Origin of the sequence: Pseudoalteromonas sp. APC 3691 (assembly GCF_030408135.1) — a bacterium.
GTDB lineage: Bacteria > Pseudomonadota > Gammaproteobacteria > Enterobacterales > Alteromonadaceae > Pseudoalteromonas.
The window spans coordinates 1-15,343 of record NZ_JASDCB010000086.1; the positions used below are offsets into that span (position 1 = coordinate 1).

Annotated in this window: 18 protein-coding genes and 1 pseudogene; 9 read left to right on the top strand and 10 right to left on the bottom strand. The window is 39.8% G+C overall.

What is annotated here, in order from left to right:
• Window positions 1-208: 208 nt before the first annotated feature.
• On the bottom strand, window positions 209-826 hold the full coding sequence (gene lexA / locus QL998_RS18855; RefSeq protein ID WP_007584941.1) for a transcriptional repressor LexA: 618 nt from the start codon (window positions 824-826) through the stop codon (window positions 209-211).
• Window positions 827-993: 167 nt separating this feature from the next.
• Here lexA and QL998_RS18860 point away from each other — a divergent pair, with 167 nt between their 5' ends.
• On the top strand, window positions 994-1,434 hold the full coding sequence (locus QL998_RS18860; protein ID WP_149603343.1) for a PaaI family thioesterase: 441 nt from the start codon (window positions 994-996) through the stop codon (window positions 1,432-1,434).
• Here QL998_RS18860 and QL998_RS18865 read toward each other — a convergent pair whose 3' ends face one another.
• Complete coding sequence (locus tag QL998_RS18865) at window positions 1,435-1,815, bottom strand: hypothetical protein (RefSeq protein ID WP_008138697.1); 381 nt, start codon at window positions 1,813-1,815, stop codon at window positions 1,435-1,437.
• Between the two features lie 313 nt (window positions 1,816-2,128).
• On the opposite strand from QL998_RS18865, the pseudogene QL998_RS18870 reads away from it, so the two are divergent.
• Window positions 2,129-2,855, top strand: a pseudogene (locus QL998_RS18870) (hypothetical protein).
• 75 nt (window positions 2,856-2,930) lie between these two features.
• On the opposite strand, the gene QL998_RS18875 reads toward QL998_RS18870, so the two are convergent.
• Both QL998_RS18875 and QL998_RS18880 read right to left on the bottom strand, forming a co-directional pair.
• Window positions 2,931-3,251: a chaperone modulator CbpM gene (locus QL998_RS18875; protein ID WP_007584937.1), complete on the bottom strand. Its 321-nt coding sequence runs from the start codon at window positions 3,249-3,251 to the stop codon at window positions 2,931-2,933.
• A complete protein-coding gene (locus QL998_RS18880) occupies window positions 3,251-4,219 on the bottom strand; it encodes a DnaJ C-terminal domain-containing protein (RefSeq protein ID WP_290193275.1) in 969 nt (322 codons plus the stop codon). The genes QL998_RS18875 and QL998_RS18880 overlap by 1 nt, the downstream gene beginning before the upstream one ends.
• A 231-nt stretch (window positions 4,220-4,450) precedes the next feature.
• On the opposite strand from QL998_RS18880, the gene QL998_RS18885 reads away from it, so the two are divergent.
• The 3 genes from QL998_RS18885 (at window position 4,451) to QL998_RS18895 (ending at window position 7,183) form a co-directional block, all read left to right on the top strand.
• Complete coding sequence (locus tag QL998_RS18885) at window positions 4,451-5,104, top strand: endonuclease (protein ID WP_029751761.1); 654 nt, start codon at window positions 4,451-4,453, stop codon at window positions 5,102-5,104.
• Between the two features lie 100 nt (window positions 5,105-5,204).
• Window positions 5,205-6,812, top strand: a complete 1,608-nt coding sequence (locus tag QL998_RS18890) for a S41 family peptidase (RefSeq protein ID WP_290193276.1) — start codon at window positions 5,205-5,207, stop codon at window positions 6,810-6,812.
• Entirely contained in the window at window positions 6,812-7,183 is a 372-nt protein-coding gene (locus QL998_RS18895) for a hypothetical protein (protein WP_024605009.1), read from the top strand. The genes QL998_RS18890 and QL998_RS18895 overlap by 1 nt, the downstream gene beginning before the upstream one ends.
• Before the next feature lie 71 nt (window positions 7,184-7,254).
• Here QL998_RS18895 and hmpA read toward each other — a convergent pair whose 3' ends face one another.
• The 3 genes from hmpA to QL998_RS18910 are packed head-to-tail and all read right to left on the bottom strand — an operon-like array spanning window position 7,255 to window position 9,958.
• Window positions 7,255-8,436: an NO-inducible flavohemoprotein gene (gene hmpA / locus QL998_RS18900; protein ID WP_290193277.1), complete on the bottom strand. Its 1,182-nt coding sequence runs from the start codon at window positions 8,434-8,436 to the stop codon at window positions 7,255-7,257.
• A gap of 20 nt (window positions 8,437-8,456) precedes the next feature.
• Window positions 8,457-9,689: an NnrS family protein gene (locus QL998_RS18905; RefSeq protein ID WP_290193278.1), complete on the bottom strand. Its 1,233-nt coding sequence runs from the start codon at window positions 9,687-9,689 to the stop codon at window positions 8,457-8,459.
• The gene (locus QL998_RS18910) at window positions 9,689-9,958 is read right to left on the bottom strand and encodes a hypothetical protein (RefSeq protein ID WP_290193279.1); all 270 of its coding nucleotides are present in this window, start codon (window positions 9,956-9,958) and stop codon (window positions 9,689-9,691) included. The genes QL998_RS18905 and QL998_RS18910 overlap by 1 nt, the downstream gene beginning before the upstream one ends.
• A 160-nt stretch (window positions 9,959-10,118) precedes the next feature.
• On the opposite strand from QL998_RS18910, the gene norR reads away from it, so the two are divergent.
• Window positions 10,119-11,675 (top strand): nitric oxide reductase transcriptional regulator NorR, encoded by a 1,557-nt coding sequence (norR, locus tag QL998_RS18915; RefSeq protein ID WP_290193280.1) that lies wholly within the window; start codon window positions 10,119-10,121, stop codon window positions 11,673-11,675.
• 21 nt (window positions 11,676-11,696) lie between these two features.
• On the opposite strand, the gene QL998_RS18920 is transcribed toward norR, so the two are convergent.
• On the bottom strand, window positions 11,697-12,596 hold the full coding sequence (locus tag QL998_RS18920; protein WP_024605005.1) for a LysR family transcriptional regulator: 900 nt from the start codon (window positions 12,594-12,596) through the stop codon (window positions 11,697-11,699).
• A gap of 119 nt (window positions 12,597-12,715) precedes the next feature.
• On the opposite strand from QL998_RS18920, the gene QL998_RS18925 reads away from it, so the two are divergent.
• On the top strand, window positions 12,716-13,282 hold the full coding sequence (locus QL998_RS18925; RefSeq protein WP_024605004.1) for an NAD(P)H-dependent oxidoreductase: 567 nt from the start codon (window positions 12,716-12,718) through the stop codon (window positions 13,280-13,282).
• Window positions 13,283-13,299: 17 nt separating this feature from the next.
• On the opposite strand, the gene QL998_RS18930 is transcribed toward QL998_RS18925, so the two are convergent.
• Complete coding sequence (locus QL998_RS18930) at window positions 13,300-13,740, bottom strand: TerB family tellurite resistance protein (RefSeq protein WP_002959645.1); 441 nt, start codon at window positions 13,738-13,740, stop codon at window positions 13,300-13,302.
• Window positions 13,741-13,839: 99 nt separating this feature from the next.
• Between QL998_RS18930 and QL998_RS18935 the strand changes: the two genes are divergently transcribed.
• Window positions 13,840-14,220, top strand: coding sequence for a hypothetical protein (locus tag QL998_RS18935; RefSeq protein ID WP_002959647.1), 381 nt, complete (start codon window positions 13,840-13,842; stop codon window positions 14,218-14,220).
• A 2-nt stretch (window positions 14,221-14,222) separates the two neighbouring features.
• Here the strand turns inward: QL998_RS18935 and QL998_RS18940 are convergent, their stop codons facing one another.
• Entirely contained in the window at window positions 14,223-14,816 is a 594-nt protein-coding gene (locus tag QL998_RS18940; protein WP_290193281.1) for a hypothetical protein, read from the bottom strand.
• Between the two features lie 232 nt (window positions 14,817-15,048).
• On the opposite strand from QL998_RS18940, the gene QL998_RS18945 reads away from it, so the two are divergent.
• On the top strand, window positions 15,049-15,282 hold the full coding sequence (locus QL998_RS18945) for a hypothetical protein (protein WP_290193282.1): 234 nt from the start codon (window positions 15,049-15,051) through the stop codon (window positions 15,280-15,282).
• Window positions 15,283-15,343 lie beyond the last annotated feature (61 nt).

The following is a 15,343-nucleotide window of genomic DNA, read 5'->3' on the forward strand; positions in this document are numbered from 1 at the left end:
AAAAAGCTAAAAGAACTACGTGAAAACGGTAAACGGCTAATATTACCGGAGAAAAGAAAGCGAAAAGCTTATCCGCGAACGGTGCTCGCAAAGACACAAAAATATCCAGTTAGGTATAAACGAAAAAACACCACTCGTTCTTAAACGAGTGGTGTTAACTAATTAGTACGCATTTATAAAACTGCTTGTTTAAAAGCTATTTTTAAAGTCACATCCAATCAGCGTTTCTTATAACGCCAACGGCTAAGCCTTCAATATTAAAAGACTCATTCTCAAGATCTACTTCAATAGATTCAAAATCGTCGTTTTCAGCATGAAGTAATACTTTACGACCCGCTTTCTCAAGACGTTTTACAGTTACGTCTTCGTCTAGGCGGGCAACAACAACTTGCCCGTTTTCAGCGGTTTGAGTACGATGTACAGCAAGTAAATCACCATCCATAATACCAATATCTTTCATGCTCATACCGTTAACGCGTAGTAAAAAATCTGCAGCCGGTTTAAACATTAATGGATCGATTTTGCAGTGACTTTCAACGTGCTCTTGCGCCAAAATAGGTGAACCAGCAGCAACACGCCCTATAAGCGGTAAACCTAATTGTTCTGGCTCTTCTTCTTCAATTAACTGAATACCACGGCTTGCACCTGGTTTCATTTTAATTGCGCCTTTTTTAGCAAGTGCTTTTAAATGTTCTTCAGCAGCATTGGCACTTTTAAAACCTAATGTTTGCGCTATTTCAGCACGTGTAGGAGGCATACCAGTGTCTTTAATAAAAACTTTAATTAGTTCGAGTATTTGAGCTTGGCGGTTCGTTAATGGTCGCATACAACTGGTTTTCCATACAGTACATTTAACTGTGAGTATATACAGTTAAATAAAAATCGCAAATTTAAATTAAGCCTTAAAATAGCCAAAGTAATTTCACTTGTGTACATTTTAGGGGTATAACTAAAGCTAGGTTTATAAATGATTAAAAAAGCAAAGGAGTCATTATGAGTATTTGGTACCAGCCCATCACCTTAGAGCTGTGCAAGCAGTTAGAACAAGGCATTAATGGCCAAGGAACATTAATGAAAACTATGGGGATAGAAGTCACAGAAATTGGCGATGATTATTTGGTTGCCACAATGCCGGCAATTCCTGAGCATCATAACCCAATGGGCATGGTTCACGGCGGTGCTAACGTTGTACTTGCCGAAACAGTTGCCAGCTATGCCGCTAACTTTGTTGTCGATTTTACTAAATTTTACTGTGTAGGGCAGGAAATTAGCGCAAGTCATTTAAAAGCATCTCGCAACGGCACTTTAACAGCAACGGCTAGAGCGTTTCATATTGGCAAACGTAGTTCAGTATGGGAAATAAAAATTACAAATAGCCGCAATGAGCTGTGCTGCGTATCAAAAATGACCGCAGCAGTCGTAGAGCGAAGGTAGTTACTTTTCGATTGGGTAAATTGTAATTTCCATACCCGCACCAATCGCAGATATACGTAGTAATGTATCTGCATCTAAGGCTTGATTAAAGCACTTAGGGGAAGTGCCTGATTCAAAACCAATATCAAACGTTCTACGTGAACAGCTTAACCATTGCTTTAGCGCGTTACGCGAACACGATTCAATAAGCTCACATATATGGTTTATTGCTTTGTCAGGCGTGTTTACTACACCTGTTGCTTCAATACGCGCTAATTGACGGTATTCGTCTTTGTCATAATGTAAAATCGTCGCGACTTTTTTCAAGTCTGCCACTAGCAAACTAATATCTTGCTTTGATTCAAGCTCAAGATCTACATTTAAAAATTGAATTTCCGACATCGTTTCGTATTTATCCTCTAATAATTTCATTGCAAACTTTAACGCAGTTTTACCGTTATACCAAATCAACTATGCTCTATTAACCACTTTATATAGATATTTCGCAGCTTTTAAGTATTTTTTAGCGTTTAAAGCTAGCTGGATATCAAACACTCAGCTCAATAAAACAAATAAGTCATGTTAGCAATTTAAGTGTAATCTTTTTTATTTTTAAATGATTACAGTAAGCTATAGTTTAAACTGCGACAAAATGTCGCAGTAACTAATCCCATTAATGTAATAAACTAGCCTCTAAAAATAATAAGACTAAAACATGAATAAAAAAATATTTAAGTATGCTCGCAAGTTACATAAATGGCTCGGTTATTTGCTCACATTACAAATTTTAGCTTGGCTATTAGGTGGTTTAGTAATGAGCGCTATCCCTCTTGATAAAGTTCATGGGGAGCATCTTGCAACACGTACTCTTAATAACCCATTTACGCAGGCTGATTATGTTGCCTCCCTTGACGATATTGCATCTCAGGTGGTTAATCCAACACAAATAATTTTTGAGAACTTTTTTAACCACACCTATAATTACAGTAATAAATAAAGATGAACAGCAAAGCTTTAACGGTATAACAGGCCGGCCTTTTGAGCCGCCAACTAAAATACAAATTACCGCAAATGCTAAAGCACACTTACTTATTGATGCTCAAGTAACAAGCGCTGTACTGCTAAAGCAAGGTATGCGAGAAGTTGGATATAAAACCAATGTTTGGCAGGTACAATTTGACGACACATTTAACACAACACTGTATTTGTCAGAAAATAACGGCAAAGTTATCACCGTTCGCAGCACACTATGGCGAATTTTCGACTTTTTTTGGATGTTACATATTATGGATTACGATGAGCGAGAGGATTTTAATAATCCGCTGCTTATTAGTTTTGCAGCAACCAGCGTACTTTTTTGCCTAAGTGGAATATTACTACTTATGCAAAACATACGACTAAAACGATTTATCCGAATTAAAAGTAAGAATAAATCAAAGTAGTCATATAGGTTTTTAAGAACTAGCGCACTCTCACCAAAGAGTAAATAAGCCCTAGGAAGTACCCAAGGGCTTATTTTATTCCAAGTGTTTAAATCGACTCAAATGTCGCTTTAACATTTCATTTTCGAAAATCAACTCATCACGCTCATCCAGCAATTGTAGAACTAAAGCTATTGCCGACCAATCTAACGAAAAGTCATGTTGAATACGGGCCGCTTTTTTAACTAAGGTCACTGCAGATACCGTAAATTGCCACTGCGTAACATGCTTCCCCTCAATTGGAACCGCAATATTGTGCTCAACTAGCTCATATAAAATTGCTTCGCTAATATCACTACTCAAACATAGCTCTTTGCTAGTAAGTAAATCATCTTTTTGTGTCACGATAATTTGCATTATGGCTTGCTCCAGTTATTACGGGGATCAAAGTGAGCTTTTTCGGCTAATTCTTCCCAAAGTTTTTTACTGGTATCATCAACAGATGTTGGATTAACAATTTTAAGCACAGCAAATAAATCACCTTTGGCTTTTTTACTCATTAATCCCTTACCTTTAATACGCAAGCGTTGACCAGACTGACTATTAGATGGAATAGTTAATTGGATTTTGCCTGCCAACGTAGGTAAATTTATTTTTGTACCAAGAGCCGCTTCCCATGGTGCAAGAGGGACGACTATATTTAGGTTATGACCTTCAACATCAAATAATGGGTGGGGCACTAAACTAATTTGTAAGTACAAATCGCCATTTTGCCCGTTCGCTGACCCTAATCCGCCTTGCCCTTTTAGTCGAATTCGTTCGCCATTTACTGAACCTGCGGGAATTTTCACTTTAAGTGATTTTTTAATTTCAGAGACACGACCACTACTATCTCGCTGCGGTAATATAAACTCAACAGGCTTAACGGTATCAACTAAAGTCTCTTCAAGAAAAATCGGGAACTCTATTTCCACATCTTGTCCTTTTTGCGCGCTAGCGGCGTTACTTCTGCCCTGCCCGGAACGATTGAATCCACCGGCGCCGCCAAACATTGAATTAACAAAATCAGAAAACTCTTGATCGGTTTGAGGATCGCTTTGCTGATAATTACTTTGCGATGAAGCATTGTTACCACCATAATTACCTTGCTGTTGACGAGCACGATTTTGTTGATGACGGCGTAACTCGTCGTATTTAGTGCGTTCTTCTTTGTTATGAATGACTTCGTAAGCTTCTGCTATTTCTTTAAACTTATCTTCTGCTTGAGGCTCTTTGCTTACATCTGGGTGATATTTTCTGGCTAACTTTTTATAAGCTACTTTAACTGCTTTATCGTCTGCGTCAGGCGATATTCCAAGCACTGCATAATAATCAACAAATTTCATTTGCAATCCAAATCCCCATATTGAGTAAGCTTTAAGCATACTCCTTAACGTATAATCTTGTGTGATTAAAATACGATAAATAGTAAGAAATAAATGAATAGTGAAAATAACTTTGAATAAAAAATTAATCGGACACTTTTTAGTAATATAAGTGCAGGCCTTAAGTTAACTTTATCTTTTATCTTCAAGGCTTTAAACTGCCTGTTCCTGTAGTTCACATTTGTGATGGATATGACTCGATTTATTCTGGCCTTACTGGCTTGTTGTGTGTGTTTTTCGGTATCTGCCGAACAATTTACCCGTTTTTCAACGGCTAAAAGACATTTAATTAAAACCCTCCCTGACAACGCCAAAAGTATTTACTGCGGTTGTGATATTAAAAAAGAAGGCAAAAAACTCATTCCTGATCCTTCTAACTGTGGTTACATTCCTCGAAATACACTTACCCGCTCAGGCAAAGTAAATGTGCGAGCACTACGCATTGAGTGGGAACATATTGTTCCGGCGTGGGAATTTGGTCATCAGCTACAATGTTGGCAAGATGGCGGACGTAAAAACTGCCGTAAAGTAAGTGCTAAATTTAGAAAAATGGAAGCTGATATAAATAACTTAGCGCCAGCTATTGGCGAAATTAATGCCGATCGCTCTAATTATCGTTTTGGCATGCTTAGCGAAAACGCCACACAGTATGGTCGCTGCGAAGTAAAAGTAAACTTTAAGCAACGTGTAGTTGAACCGCCTGTCTATGCACGTAAACGTATAGCCGACACGTACGCTTACATGCAAAAAACATACGGTTTAAAAGTCTCTGATAAACAGCAAAAGTTATTTAATGCATGGCAAAAGCAAGCATTCGCAGATACAAGTAGTGCGAGCAAGCTCTAAGCTTTAACACTCATTTACATAAATCAAAGCTATAAATGTTGAATAAATGAGCGAGTGTTGTAATATTTTAAACAACTTATTTACAAAAAAGCCCTTAACTATGTTTAAAAATAATAAAACCTCGCTTGCCATTTTCACTGCATTTGCGGGCTTTGCTTTGACCGGTTGTGGCGGCGGCGGTAGCGGTATCGACTCAGCCCCTGTAGTTACAACACCTGTTAGTAGCAGTCCAACATGGACTGCGGGTGTATTTGAACCCTCTAACGATTTAAAAAACTTTTGCGAAACCCCGCGTACGGGTAACGACCCCTTTAATAACAACGAGCCTTACCCAGATCAAGCAGGTTCTGCCCTTTACGAAAAACTCTGGCTTCGCTCTTGGAGCGACGAAACCTACCTTTGGTATGATGAGATTGCCGATAACGATCCTGAAAGCTTTGGCACAGTAGCCGATTACTTCGCTCAATTAAAAACAGAGCAGCTTACCGACTCAGGGGCAAAAAAAGATAACTTTCATTTTTCAGAACCTACTGAAGATTACTTTCAAGAAGCGCAATCGGGCGTTACTTCTGGTTACGGTATAAATTGGGCGTTTATTGGCGATACAGCCGACCGTATTTTACGCGTCGCTTATCTTGAAGATGACTCGCCCGCAAGCCAAATAGGCTTTCAACGTGGTGATACTGTACTTTCAGTTGACGGTGTTAGCATTAATACTAATACAGAGTCGGGTGTAGATACGCTTAACGAAGGTTTATTTAGCCCAACTAACGGCGATTCACATACTATTGTTGTACGCAGTAACGATGGCGCCGAAAAAACATTTAATGTAACCGCTGGTAATATTGAGCAAACACCAGTTCAAAATGTTAAAACGATTCCGACTGCAAATGGTTCAAGCGTGGGTTACATGCAATTTAATAGCCATATAAGCATTGCCCAAGAAGGGCTTATTGACGCGGTAAATAAGTTTAAAACCGATGGTATTGATGAGCTTGTAATCGACTTTAGATATAACGGCGGCGGCTTATTGGCGCTATCAGCTCAATTGGCTTATATGGTTGCCGGTAATGCCAACGTTAATAACCGCTTTTATTATCAAACCCAACAAAACGATAAACAACCCGTTGATTCGCCTTTTCCATTTATTGATGAAGAAATAGATTACTCTACTATTTTTAGCACAGGTGAAAACCTACCTGATTTAAACCTATCAAAGGTTTATGTATTAAGCACATCAGGCACCTGTTCGGCATCAGAAGCTTTTATTAATGGTTTAAAGGGTATAGACGCAGAAGTTATTTTAATTGGTGACACGACCTGCGGTAAGCCCTATGGCTTTACCCCAACCCATAACTGCGCAACAACCTATTATACTATTCAGTTTAGTGGGGTAAATAGCAAAGGATTTGGCGAATACGCTGCGGGTTTTACACCAACCCCTACGCCACAATTTGATGCTGATGTTCAAGGTTGTGAAATTGAAGACGACTTTGATCATCAGTTAGGCGACAGTGACGAGGCCGTTTTAGCCACCGCATTATTTCATGTTGAAAATGGCAGTTGCCCAATTAGAACGGCTGCTGCAAAAGCAGAGCCAGCTAATTTTTCAAGCTCTCGTGAATCTCTCATTCCTTTAAATATGCCTGAGCAATTTACCCAGCGTAATATGGACTTAACTTGGCCAACACTGAGTGAGGAAAGGTAATGGCTAAATTAGTACTCCCATTAGCTACCTTATTCGCTTTAGGTGGATGCCAAAGTGTAAATAGTGATCCCGCTAAACCCGCTATATTAACGAGCGTTAATCCTAGCGTTATTGCAACACTACAACAGGCAATCCAACAAGCTAAGGGAGGCGCATTAGTAACACTTTCCGATTCGGTATTTACTAAACGTAGCGAACTGCTAATTGATCATGCAATGAGTAAAGGGTCTGATGGCAGAGTAATTATGGGCGCGCATAATATAAAATCTGAGAAGTTTATTTTGCAACTACGTAATAACCAATGCGAGCTTTACTATCCTAAAAAAGAGCTTACTACAGTACTTGAAGGTGTGACCTGTAAAGAGTTATAAGGCACTTTATTAGCGTTTATAAAAAGGCGCGCAGCACATCGCTGTACGCCTTTTTCTATTTTAAAGCGTTATTACAAGTCTTCATGCGGACCAAACACTTCATAATGAATCTGCTCGTTTTTAACACCTAGTTCAAGTAACTGCTTTTTTATAAATGCCATAAAACCGGCAGGACCACATAAGTAAAAGTCGCCATTACTCAATGGTAGCTGTGCTTGTACTGCATTTAGGTTCATTAACCCAGTAAAGTCAGCGCCCTCTGTCGCTTGGTTAAACCACGTTATTGTTTTCAAGTGGTTATTCTGCGCTGTTAGATCATATAAATATTTTGAAAACGAATGTTGCTGAGTATTTTCGCAAGCATGTAAATACATAATCTCTTGATTAGAATTGTCACTTAATAACGTTTCAAGCATAGCCAGCATTGGCGTTTGCCCAACACCTGCTGAAATTAGTACCGCTGGACTTGTATTATTACGTAAAAAGAAGTCTCCTGCCGGCGGGTATAACTCAACAATAGTGCCTTGCTCTAATGAGTGTAAATAATTAGACACCATGCCAGGCTTTGGCTGTAGCTCTTTTTTAACACTAATACGGTAGTTTTTAGCGTTACTTTTTTGTGAAATAGAATACTGGCGAATTTCTTCATATTCAGCGCCCTCTGGCTTAACTTTAATACCTAAATACTGCCCTGGTTTATGTGTAATAACAGCTTCGCCATCAACTGGCGTAAGTGTAAAACTCGTTACTAGTTCTGATTCGGCCTGTTTGTTGGTTATTTCAAATTGCCGAGTTCCCGCCCAACCACCGTGTTTATTTTTACTGTGCTCATACAAAGCAGCTTCTTCGGTTATACAAATATCAGCAAGTACTCCGTAAGCTTCGCGCCAAGCGTATTCAACATCGGGAGTAAATTGCTCAGGAAGAAGCTCTTTAAGCGTACCAATTAAGTGTGCACCTACAATAGGGTAATGCTCAGGTAAAATATTCAAGCTTGTATGCTTATGATTAATACGTGTTAGCGCTTCTTTTAATACGGCTAAATTATCAATATTTTGTGCATACGCAGCCAATGCATTAAAAAGTGCAAATTGCTGACGACCTGTATCTTGGTTCGCCATATTAAAAATATTTTTAAGCTCAGGATTATGACTAAATAAACGCTTATAAAAATGATCGGTAACAACCGTACCCGCCTGCGCTAATAACGGAACAGTGCTTTTTACAATCTCAATGGTTTTATCAGATAACATATGTGTTTCCTATGGATGAACTAACCACGACGCCCATCAACACGACGCCGCGTTAATATAGGTGTGCAGTGAATTAAAAATAATAAAAAAGCCACTAACCACAGCACAGCACTTATTTGCCAAGCAAGGTGAGGCCCAATAATAAAAGGGAGTAATGAACGAGTAATAGCGGCCACAAGCAAAAACGCAAAAGCAATAGCCATGTAATGAGGAATAGCGAGTGTACGCCCTGTATGACCATGTGATACACGCGTCATCATTGCTAAAATCATCATACCTATTGTGCCAATAGTGATTAAGTGCAGCGCATCTTTAAATTGTATTGCACTACTATAAAAGCTAAATGCAACCATCATTAACCCTACGCCTAACGTAAGATAGGAAAAATGCAAAGACCATAACAACGGCACTCTCAATACCTTGCTATCCCACCAAAAACCAGCCCTGACCAGGTGAAGCGCAGCAACAGTTGCAACAACTAACGCAGGGTTAATCGTGTTCAAAAACAACTTGTTGATAAAAAATAAAGTGATAGCCACAATAGATAAATACATCACTGCTTTATCTATTTTAGGCGTGCGAACTTGCTCGGTTAAACCCAGACCTTTAGCGGTAAAAAATGGTAAAACGCGACCCGCAACAATGCCAACTAGTAAAGTAATGACGAGTACTGCGGTATCAACCACACCAAGTGCAAGCTGCATGTTTTGCTTTAAAATGAGTATTAAATACAATACATTGAGCCCACAAAGCACAGCTAAAATAGCTAAAAACGGATAGTTACTCTTGCTATTGGCTTTTAATAACATATTAGCCAGTACAGCTATGGCGCCTAGCCACCAAATAACTTGTAATGTAAGTGCAGCATATAAATTAAAATGAGCAATATCGGGCAATATCACAAAAAAGGCTAAGCGCGCTGCAAGCCATATAAACGTAAGCCACATAAGAGCTTTGCCACTTATGCTCGTAACGCCTGTCCATGTTTGTGCTGCGGTAAGTAAAAAGCCAACAGCTACAACTCCTGCAAAGCCAAACAGCATTTCGTGCGCGTGCCATAATGTCGCAGATATCGATAAGTGCCAACTTGCATGGCCTGTTAAAATAAGTAGCCAATACCCCACCGAAAAAAATGCCAATAAGCCACCGCCTAAAAAGAAAGGTCTAAAAGCGAGCATCCATAACGGCCATCGAGATACTTGATGAATAGCAACGCGTGCTGGCATTGGCTCAGTTAAGTTTATAGGGCGCATTATCGTACCTCCTGCCCTAAACCATGTTGTGCAACACAGCGCAGTACGTAACTTACTTTTAAAATAGCAGCAATAACAATAGTGCCAATATGAGCTGATACTTGCACCGCCATGGAAAAGTGCTCTGCAAACGGATAGCTAATTAAAATACTTGCCGTAATACACACTAAACTCACAGCCAATGCAGTATTGGCTGCAAATAATACTGTTTCGTATAGTGAACTGAACTGTGTTTGGTTGTTTAAATTATTCAGCATTAGTGTGTTCATAGCGACCTCTGTAACTAACTACGTTACTTAGCTATTACACATACTGTGCCAATAAATCTATTCAAGTAAATTCAATAGGTTAAATTAAACTACTTTACACTATGAGTCTTTATGACCTACTATAAATTAACTCACAAAAACACGAATAGGTCATTTTGACATGAACCAGCAATTCAACCTTACACAAGTTGCTCTAGAGCTTGCTCAAAGTACACTGCACGAGCATAGCTTTGATCAATTACTAGCAACGGTTGAGCGGGTGATTCCTAGTGATGCAAGTGCGTTATTAGTGCTTCAGGGCGAGCAATTAAAACCACTGGCAATTAAAGGATTAATGTCCGACAGTCTTGGCAGACGATTTAAAATAGTAGAACACCCTCGCCTAGAAGCTATTTGCAAAAGCACACTCGCGTTACAATTTGCGCACGACTGTCCACTACCCGATCCATACGACGGATTACTATTAGCTAAAACCGGCGACATACCGGTACATGCATGTTTAGGCTTACCTCTTTATGATAAAAACGCGCTACTTGGCGTACTTACGTTTGATAGCCTTAACGCCAATGCATTTAACAGCATAAGCGCTGATACACTCAATACTTTACAAACGCTGTGCAGTGCGCACTTTAAAACAGCTTTAGAGCTTGCCCATTACAAACAGCATGCACAGCACTCAAGTGCATTAGTGCAAGAACTAAATCGTGAAGCGTTAACACGGGACGGCGGTGAAATTATTGGCCAAAGTCCGCTAATGCAAACACTTAAGAACGAAATTAAACTCGTTGCAGCATCTAACTTTAGCGTGCTTATATTAGGTGAAACAGGAGTAGGAAAAGAACTTGTTGCGCGTAATATTCACTTAAATTCAGCTCGAAAAGATCAACCGCTTATTCACTTAAATTGTGCATCGCTCCCTGAGAATCTTGCCGAAAGTGAATTTTTTGGTCATGCAAAAGGGGCTTTTACAGGCGCACAAAATTCGCGCCAAGGTAAATTTCAATTAGCTGATGGAGGCACGTTATTTTTAGATGAAATTGGCGAACTGCCTCTTGCCATGCAAAGTAAATTATTACGAGTGCTACAAAGCGGCGAAATACAAACGGTAGGAGAAGACACGCCAAAGTACGTAGATGTACGCGTCGTTGCCGCAACCAACAGAAATTTAAAAGAAGAAGTAGAACAAGGTCGCTTTAGAGCCGATTTATACCATCGTCTCAGTGTCTACCCTATTACTGTGCCACCACTTAGTAAACGGGAGCACGACATAACACTCTTAGCTGGTTATTTTATTGAGCAAACAGCCCGTAAATTAGGGATAAAACAATTAAAACTGAGCCCTGAAGCGCAAGTATCGCTTAATCAATACAACTGGCCAGGTAACATTCGCGAGCTTGAGCATGTCATTAGCCGCAGCGCCCTAAAAGCAAAACAAAGCCAATGGCAAAATCCAATAATAACCATTACAAGCGAGCACTGTGATTTAACACCTAGTGCGCCGAAAAACTCTTTAGTAGCAAGCCAAAGTACAACCAACGCCTTAATCAACCAACCTTTAAAGCAAGCTGTAGAATCGTTGCAATACAACGTAATTACTGAGCAATTAAAGAAGCATAACTACAACTGGTCAGCAGCAGCAAGAGTGCTTGAATTAGATAGAGCTAACTTAGTACGCTTGGCTAAACGCATAGGGATAGAAGTAAGAAAAACACTATAATCATCCAAAACACAGCTAAAATTATTGATTAGCAGCCAACTTACTAAAGTGTGTTTTTAACAACCCTGCAAAAGCTTGTACTTTAGCAGTGCGATGTACTAGGTGATGCGTGACTAACCATACATCGGTAGGCCAGCTTAACTGACTGTGCAATATAGGCACTAAATCAGGATATTGCGCCGCTACGTCATGTTGTAATCCGCCAATGCCTAGCCCTTTAATGATTGCACGAGTCGCTTCTGCAGTTTCAGATACTCGCAGCTTTATTTGCGATGCAGGAATGTGCTCATCAGCCCATGCAAAATAAGGCACGCGGGCATTAAAACCTGCCACGCCCGATACAAAGTTATGTTGTTGTAAATCAATTAATAATTTAGGCATACCGTATTTATTAATGTAACGTTTATTAGCGTATAAACCCGATGAAAGCTGCGCCAAATGCTGAGCAATATAATCGCCTTCATCAGGTCTTGGGCCTGCACGCACTGCAATATGTGCTTGTCCGTGATCGAGCCTTAGCCTTTTTTGTTCTAAAATAACCTCAAGCTGCACTTGTGGATGTAGCGCCTGAAATTGCTCACATACATCACCAAGGACATCCATGAAGCCACTTACCGTCGTTAGCAACAAACTACCTCTAAGGGTGCTATCGGCCGCTACTATATCGTTATGTAACTGCTCTAAGGAGCTATGGATTGTTTGTGCTGTTGCAAATAACTTGGTGCCAATTTCAGTAACCTTGTAGCCACGAGCATGGCGATGAAAAAGCCGTGCATTTAAGTTTTTTTCAAGATTATTAATTCGCCTAAGCACTGTGCTGTGGTGCACATTAAGCTCCTCGGCCGCTGCTGTTAGCGTGCCTAACCGTGCCACTTCAAACGCAACTTTAACGTCTTGCCAATCTTCAAATTTTATCGCCATGCTGCCTACCTTTTACTTATGTGCATATACGCACACAAGTGTTGCGTTTATTAGGGTTTTCTACAAGTGAAATTTTGCTACATTAGTCATGTAACTTAAAACATTAAAAGGCCACTACCATGTCAGCACCAAAAATTATCGCCCTAGCAGGAAGCCTTCGCCAAGAAAGCTTTAATCAAAAAATTATTAATGAGGCAGCACGCTTTGCTCTACAAACAGGTGCTGAAGTAGAAGTAATAAAACTAAACGAATTAAACATCCCACTATTTAACGAAGATATTGAAGCGCAAGGTACACCAAGCGATGTACAGCTTTTAAAAGATAAGCTACGTACAGCCGACGGTATTTTACTAGCAAGCCCAGAGTACAACGGCTCTATTACCGCAGCACTAAAAAATGCGATTGATTGGGCATCGCGCACAGAACAAGGTGCTGTTCCTGCTTTTCGTAATAAAGTGGTTGCTTTGTTTGCAGCATCGCCTGGTGGGCTTGGCGGCTTACGCGGTTTAAATCATGTGCGTGATATATTAAGCGGCATTGGATCGTTAGTACTTGCCGATCAACTTGCAGTACCCGCTGTGCACACATTGTTTAATGAAAATGGGCAAATAAATGAACCTGTAACGGCTGAAAAAGTATCAGCCCTCGCTCATCAGTTAGTAAGCGTTGCAAGTAAGTTAAAATAACTTGCACGCACGCCTACTTACTTTGTCGCTGCTATTTTGGCGGCGATAAAGTCGGTATGCGTTACATATAAAAGCCCTGCTACTTTACGTATAACGTAGTCTTCTTGGGGATCTATTTCTCCATCGGCATACGCTAAGCGCCATAATAACTCTATTATTTCTATTCGCTGCGCCGCGCTACAATGCTCATTAATCTGCTTTGAAAACTGAAAGTAATCTATCGAATCATCTAAGCTACTTGCCGCATTATTAGTAAGCTCATTAACCTCAGTGTCTGTTAAATTAAAGTACTTTTTTAAGGTTACAGTCAGGGTTCGTTGTTCATCATGTTCAAGCTTGGTATCTGCGCGCATAACTTCAATTAATAATGCAGCAACCGCTGTTTTTAAATCGTGCTCTTGCATACTTGGCTGCTGTTCATCGAATACAGCAAAAAGTTGTTTTATTTGTTTGAACATCACACTTTCCCTTTTTGGGTGTTAGACTAATACGTAAAGAAATCGACCTTATTACTCTTATTAATGGGTATAAAGTTCGCAAATTAAAGGATACATTTTATGAAAGGAATAAACACACCACGCTTATTTATAGGCGCTACGCTGGTGGCCCTTTCGAGTGCAAATACTGCACTTGCTGAAAAAGCCGAAACCGAGAAGCTCTACGACTTTGATAACAAAGTACATTACTACCAAACACAAATTGGCGAAGACAACTATAAAATAGAAATCCAGTCAGACGATTACAAACACTTTACCAATCAAAGTGTATTTTTGTTACGTCATGCTGACCGTCTATGCCGAGGCAATACCTTTATGTTGAAAGTACTTGAAGGCGTGCAAGAGTACGAACGCTTTCCAACAAAACCACGCGCTTACCAACCAGATTTAAGTGTTTTACTCCAATGCGAAACTAAAGAAAATACAAGTAAGGGTAAGTAACCTTAGTCTTTATAACCCCAAGGTGCTGATGGTGGAGTAATTGGTTTAGTTAAATCAAAACCCACCTTAAATTCACGTCCTTGGCGAATTAATCGATAAGTAAATACTTCTGGGTAAATATACATTTGCCATGTATTACCTACAGACTGCGCAAGACCTTGTTTTACAAATAACTCTTTAGAGTATTGGTCTGCTGGAAACGACTGTATCTGCGCAAACCCTGCATCAAGCGTATGGCCACCATACATAGTTGATGCGTCGTCTGTTCCATCTTTATGACGATGATCGTGCTTTAAACTCAAGCCGCTACCCGTTTTAGTTATGATCCACGTACGTGATGCATCGTCTCCTACATGAAACGGTACTTGTAACTCAGTCTCACTACATTTACGTACATGCATAACCAGTTTTTTATCTGTAAATGAGCTTGGGCCTTTCGCATTATCTACCGCTACTTCACCTTCAAAAGCTTTACCGCAATGCGCTGCAATACTATTAAAAAAGGCATCATGAGTAGGAATAGACACTAACGGTGCAGGGCGTGCAAAGGCTGTCGATGAAGCAAGTAATAAAGTTGCTGCAGTTAATAATTTCATATGTTTCTCGTTATAGTTATTTTAAAACACCTGTAATAGTACAGTTTTCTTTAGTGCTTTATTAGAAGTATCTCTACCTAATTAAATATGCAATTCAGTTGAGTGTTTAATAGATAATTAAATGAACCATAATAACTCACGCATGATTTTCTGCAGACGTAAAAAAGCCCGACTCTTTCGAATCGGGCTTTCTACAATGTTAAGTCGGTGAGCTACGCAGTAGGGTGTCGTAGTGCCCACAGCGGTAAAAAGTCACAGTGAAATGCTACATACTTATCGGCGTGCAGAGATATTGAGTGATTTTGGTGTGATTAAACATAATTTTAGCGTCAGGAGTCACTTTGCTCACCCGACCTACGTGGTGGGTGCTGATGTGAGTGTTAATTGCGCGCATTTCACTTTTTCTGCAGACGTAAAAAAGCCCGAATCGTTAGATTCGGGCTTTCTACAATTTGAAGCCTGGTAATGTCCTACTTTCACATAGCAAATGCTACACTATCATCGGCGCTGTTTCGTTTCACTACTGA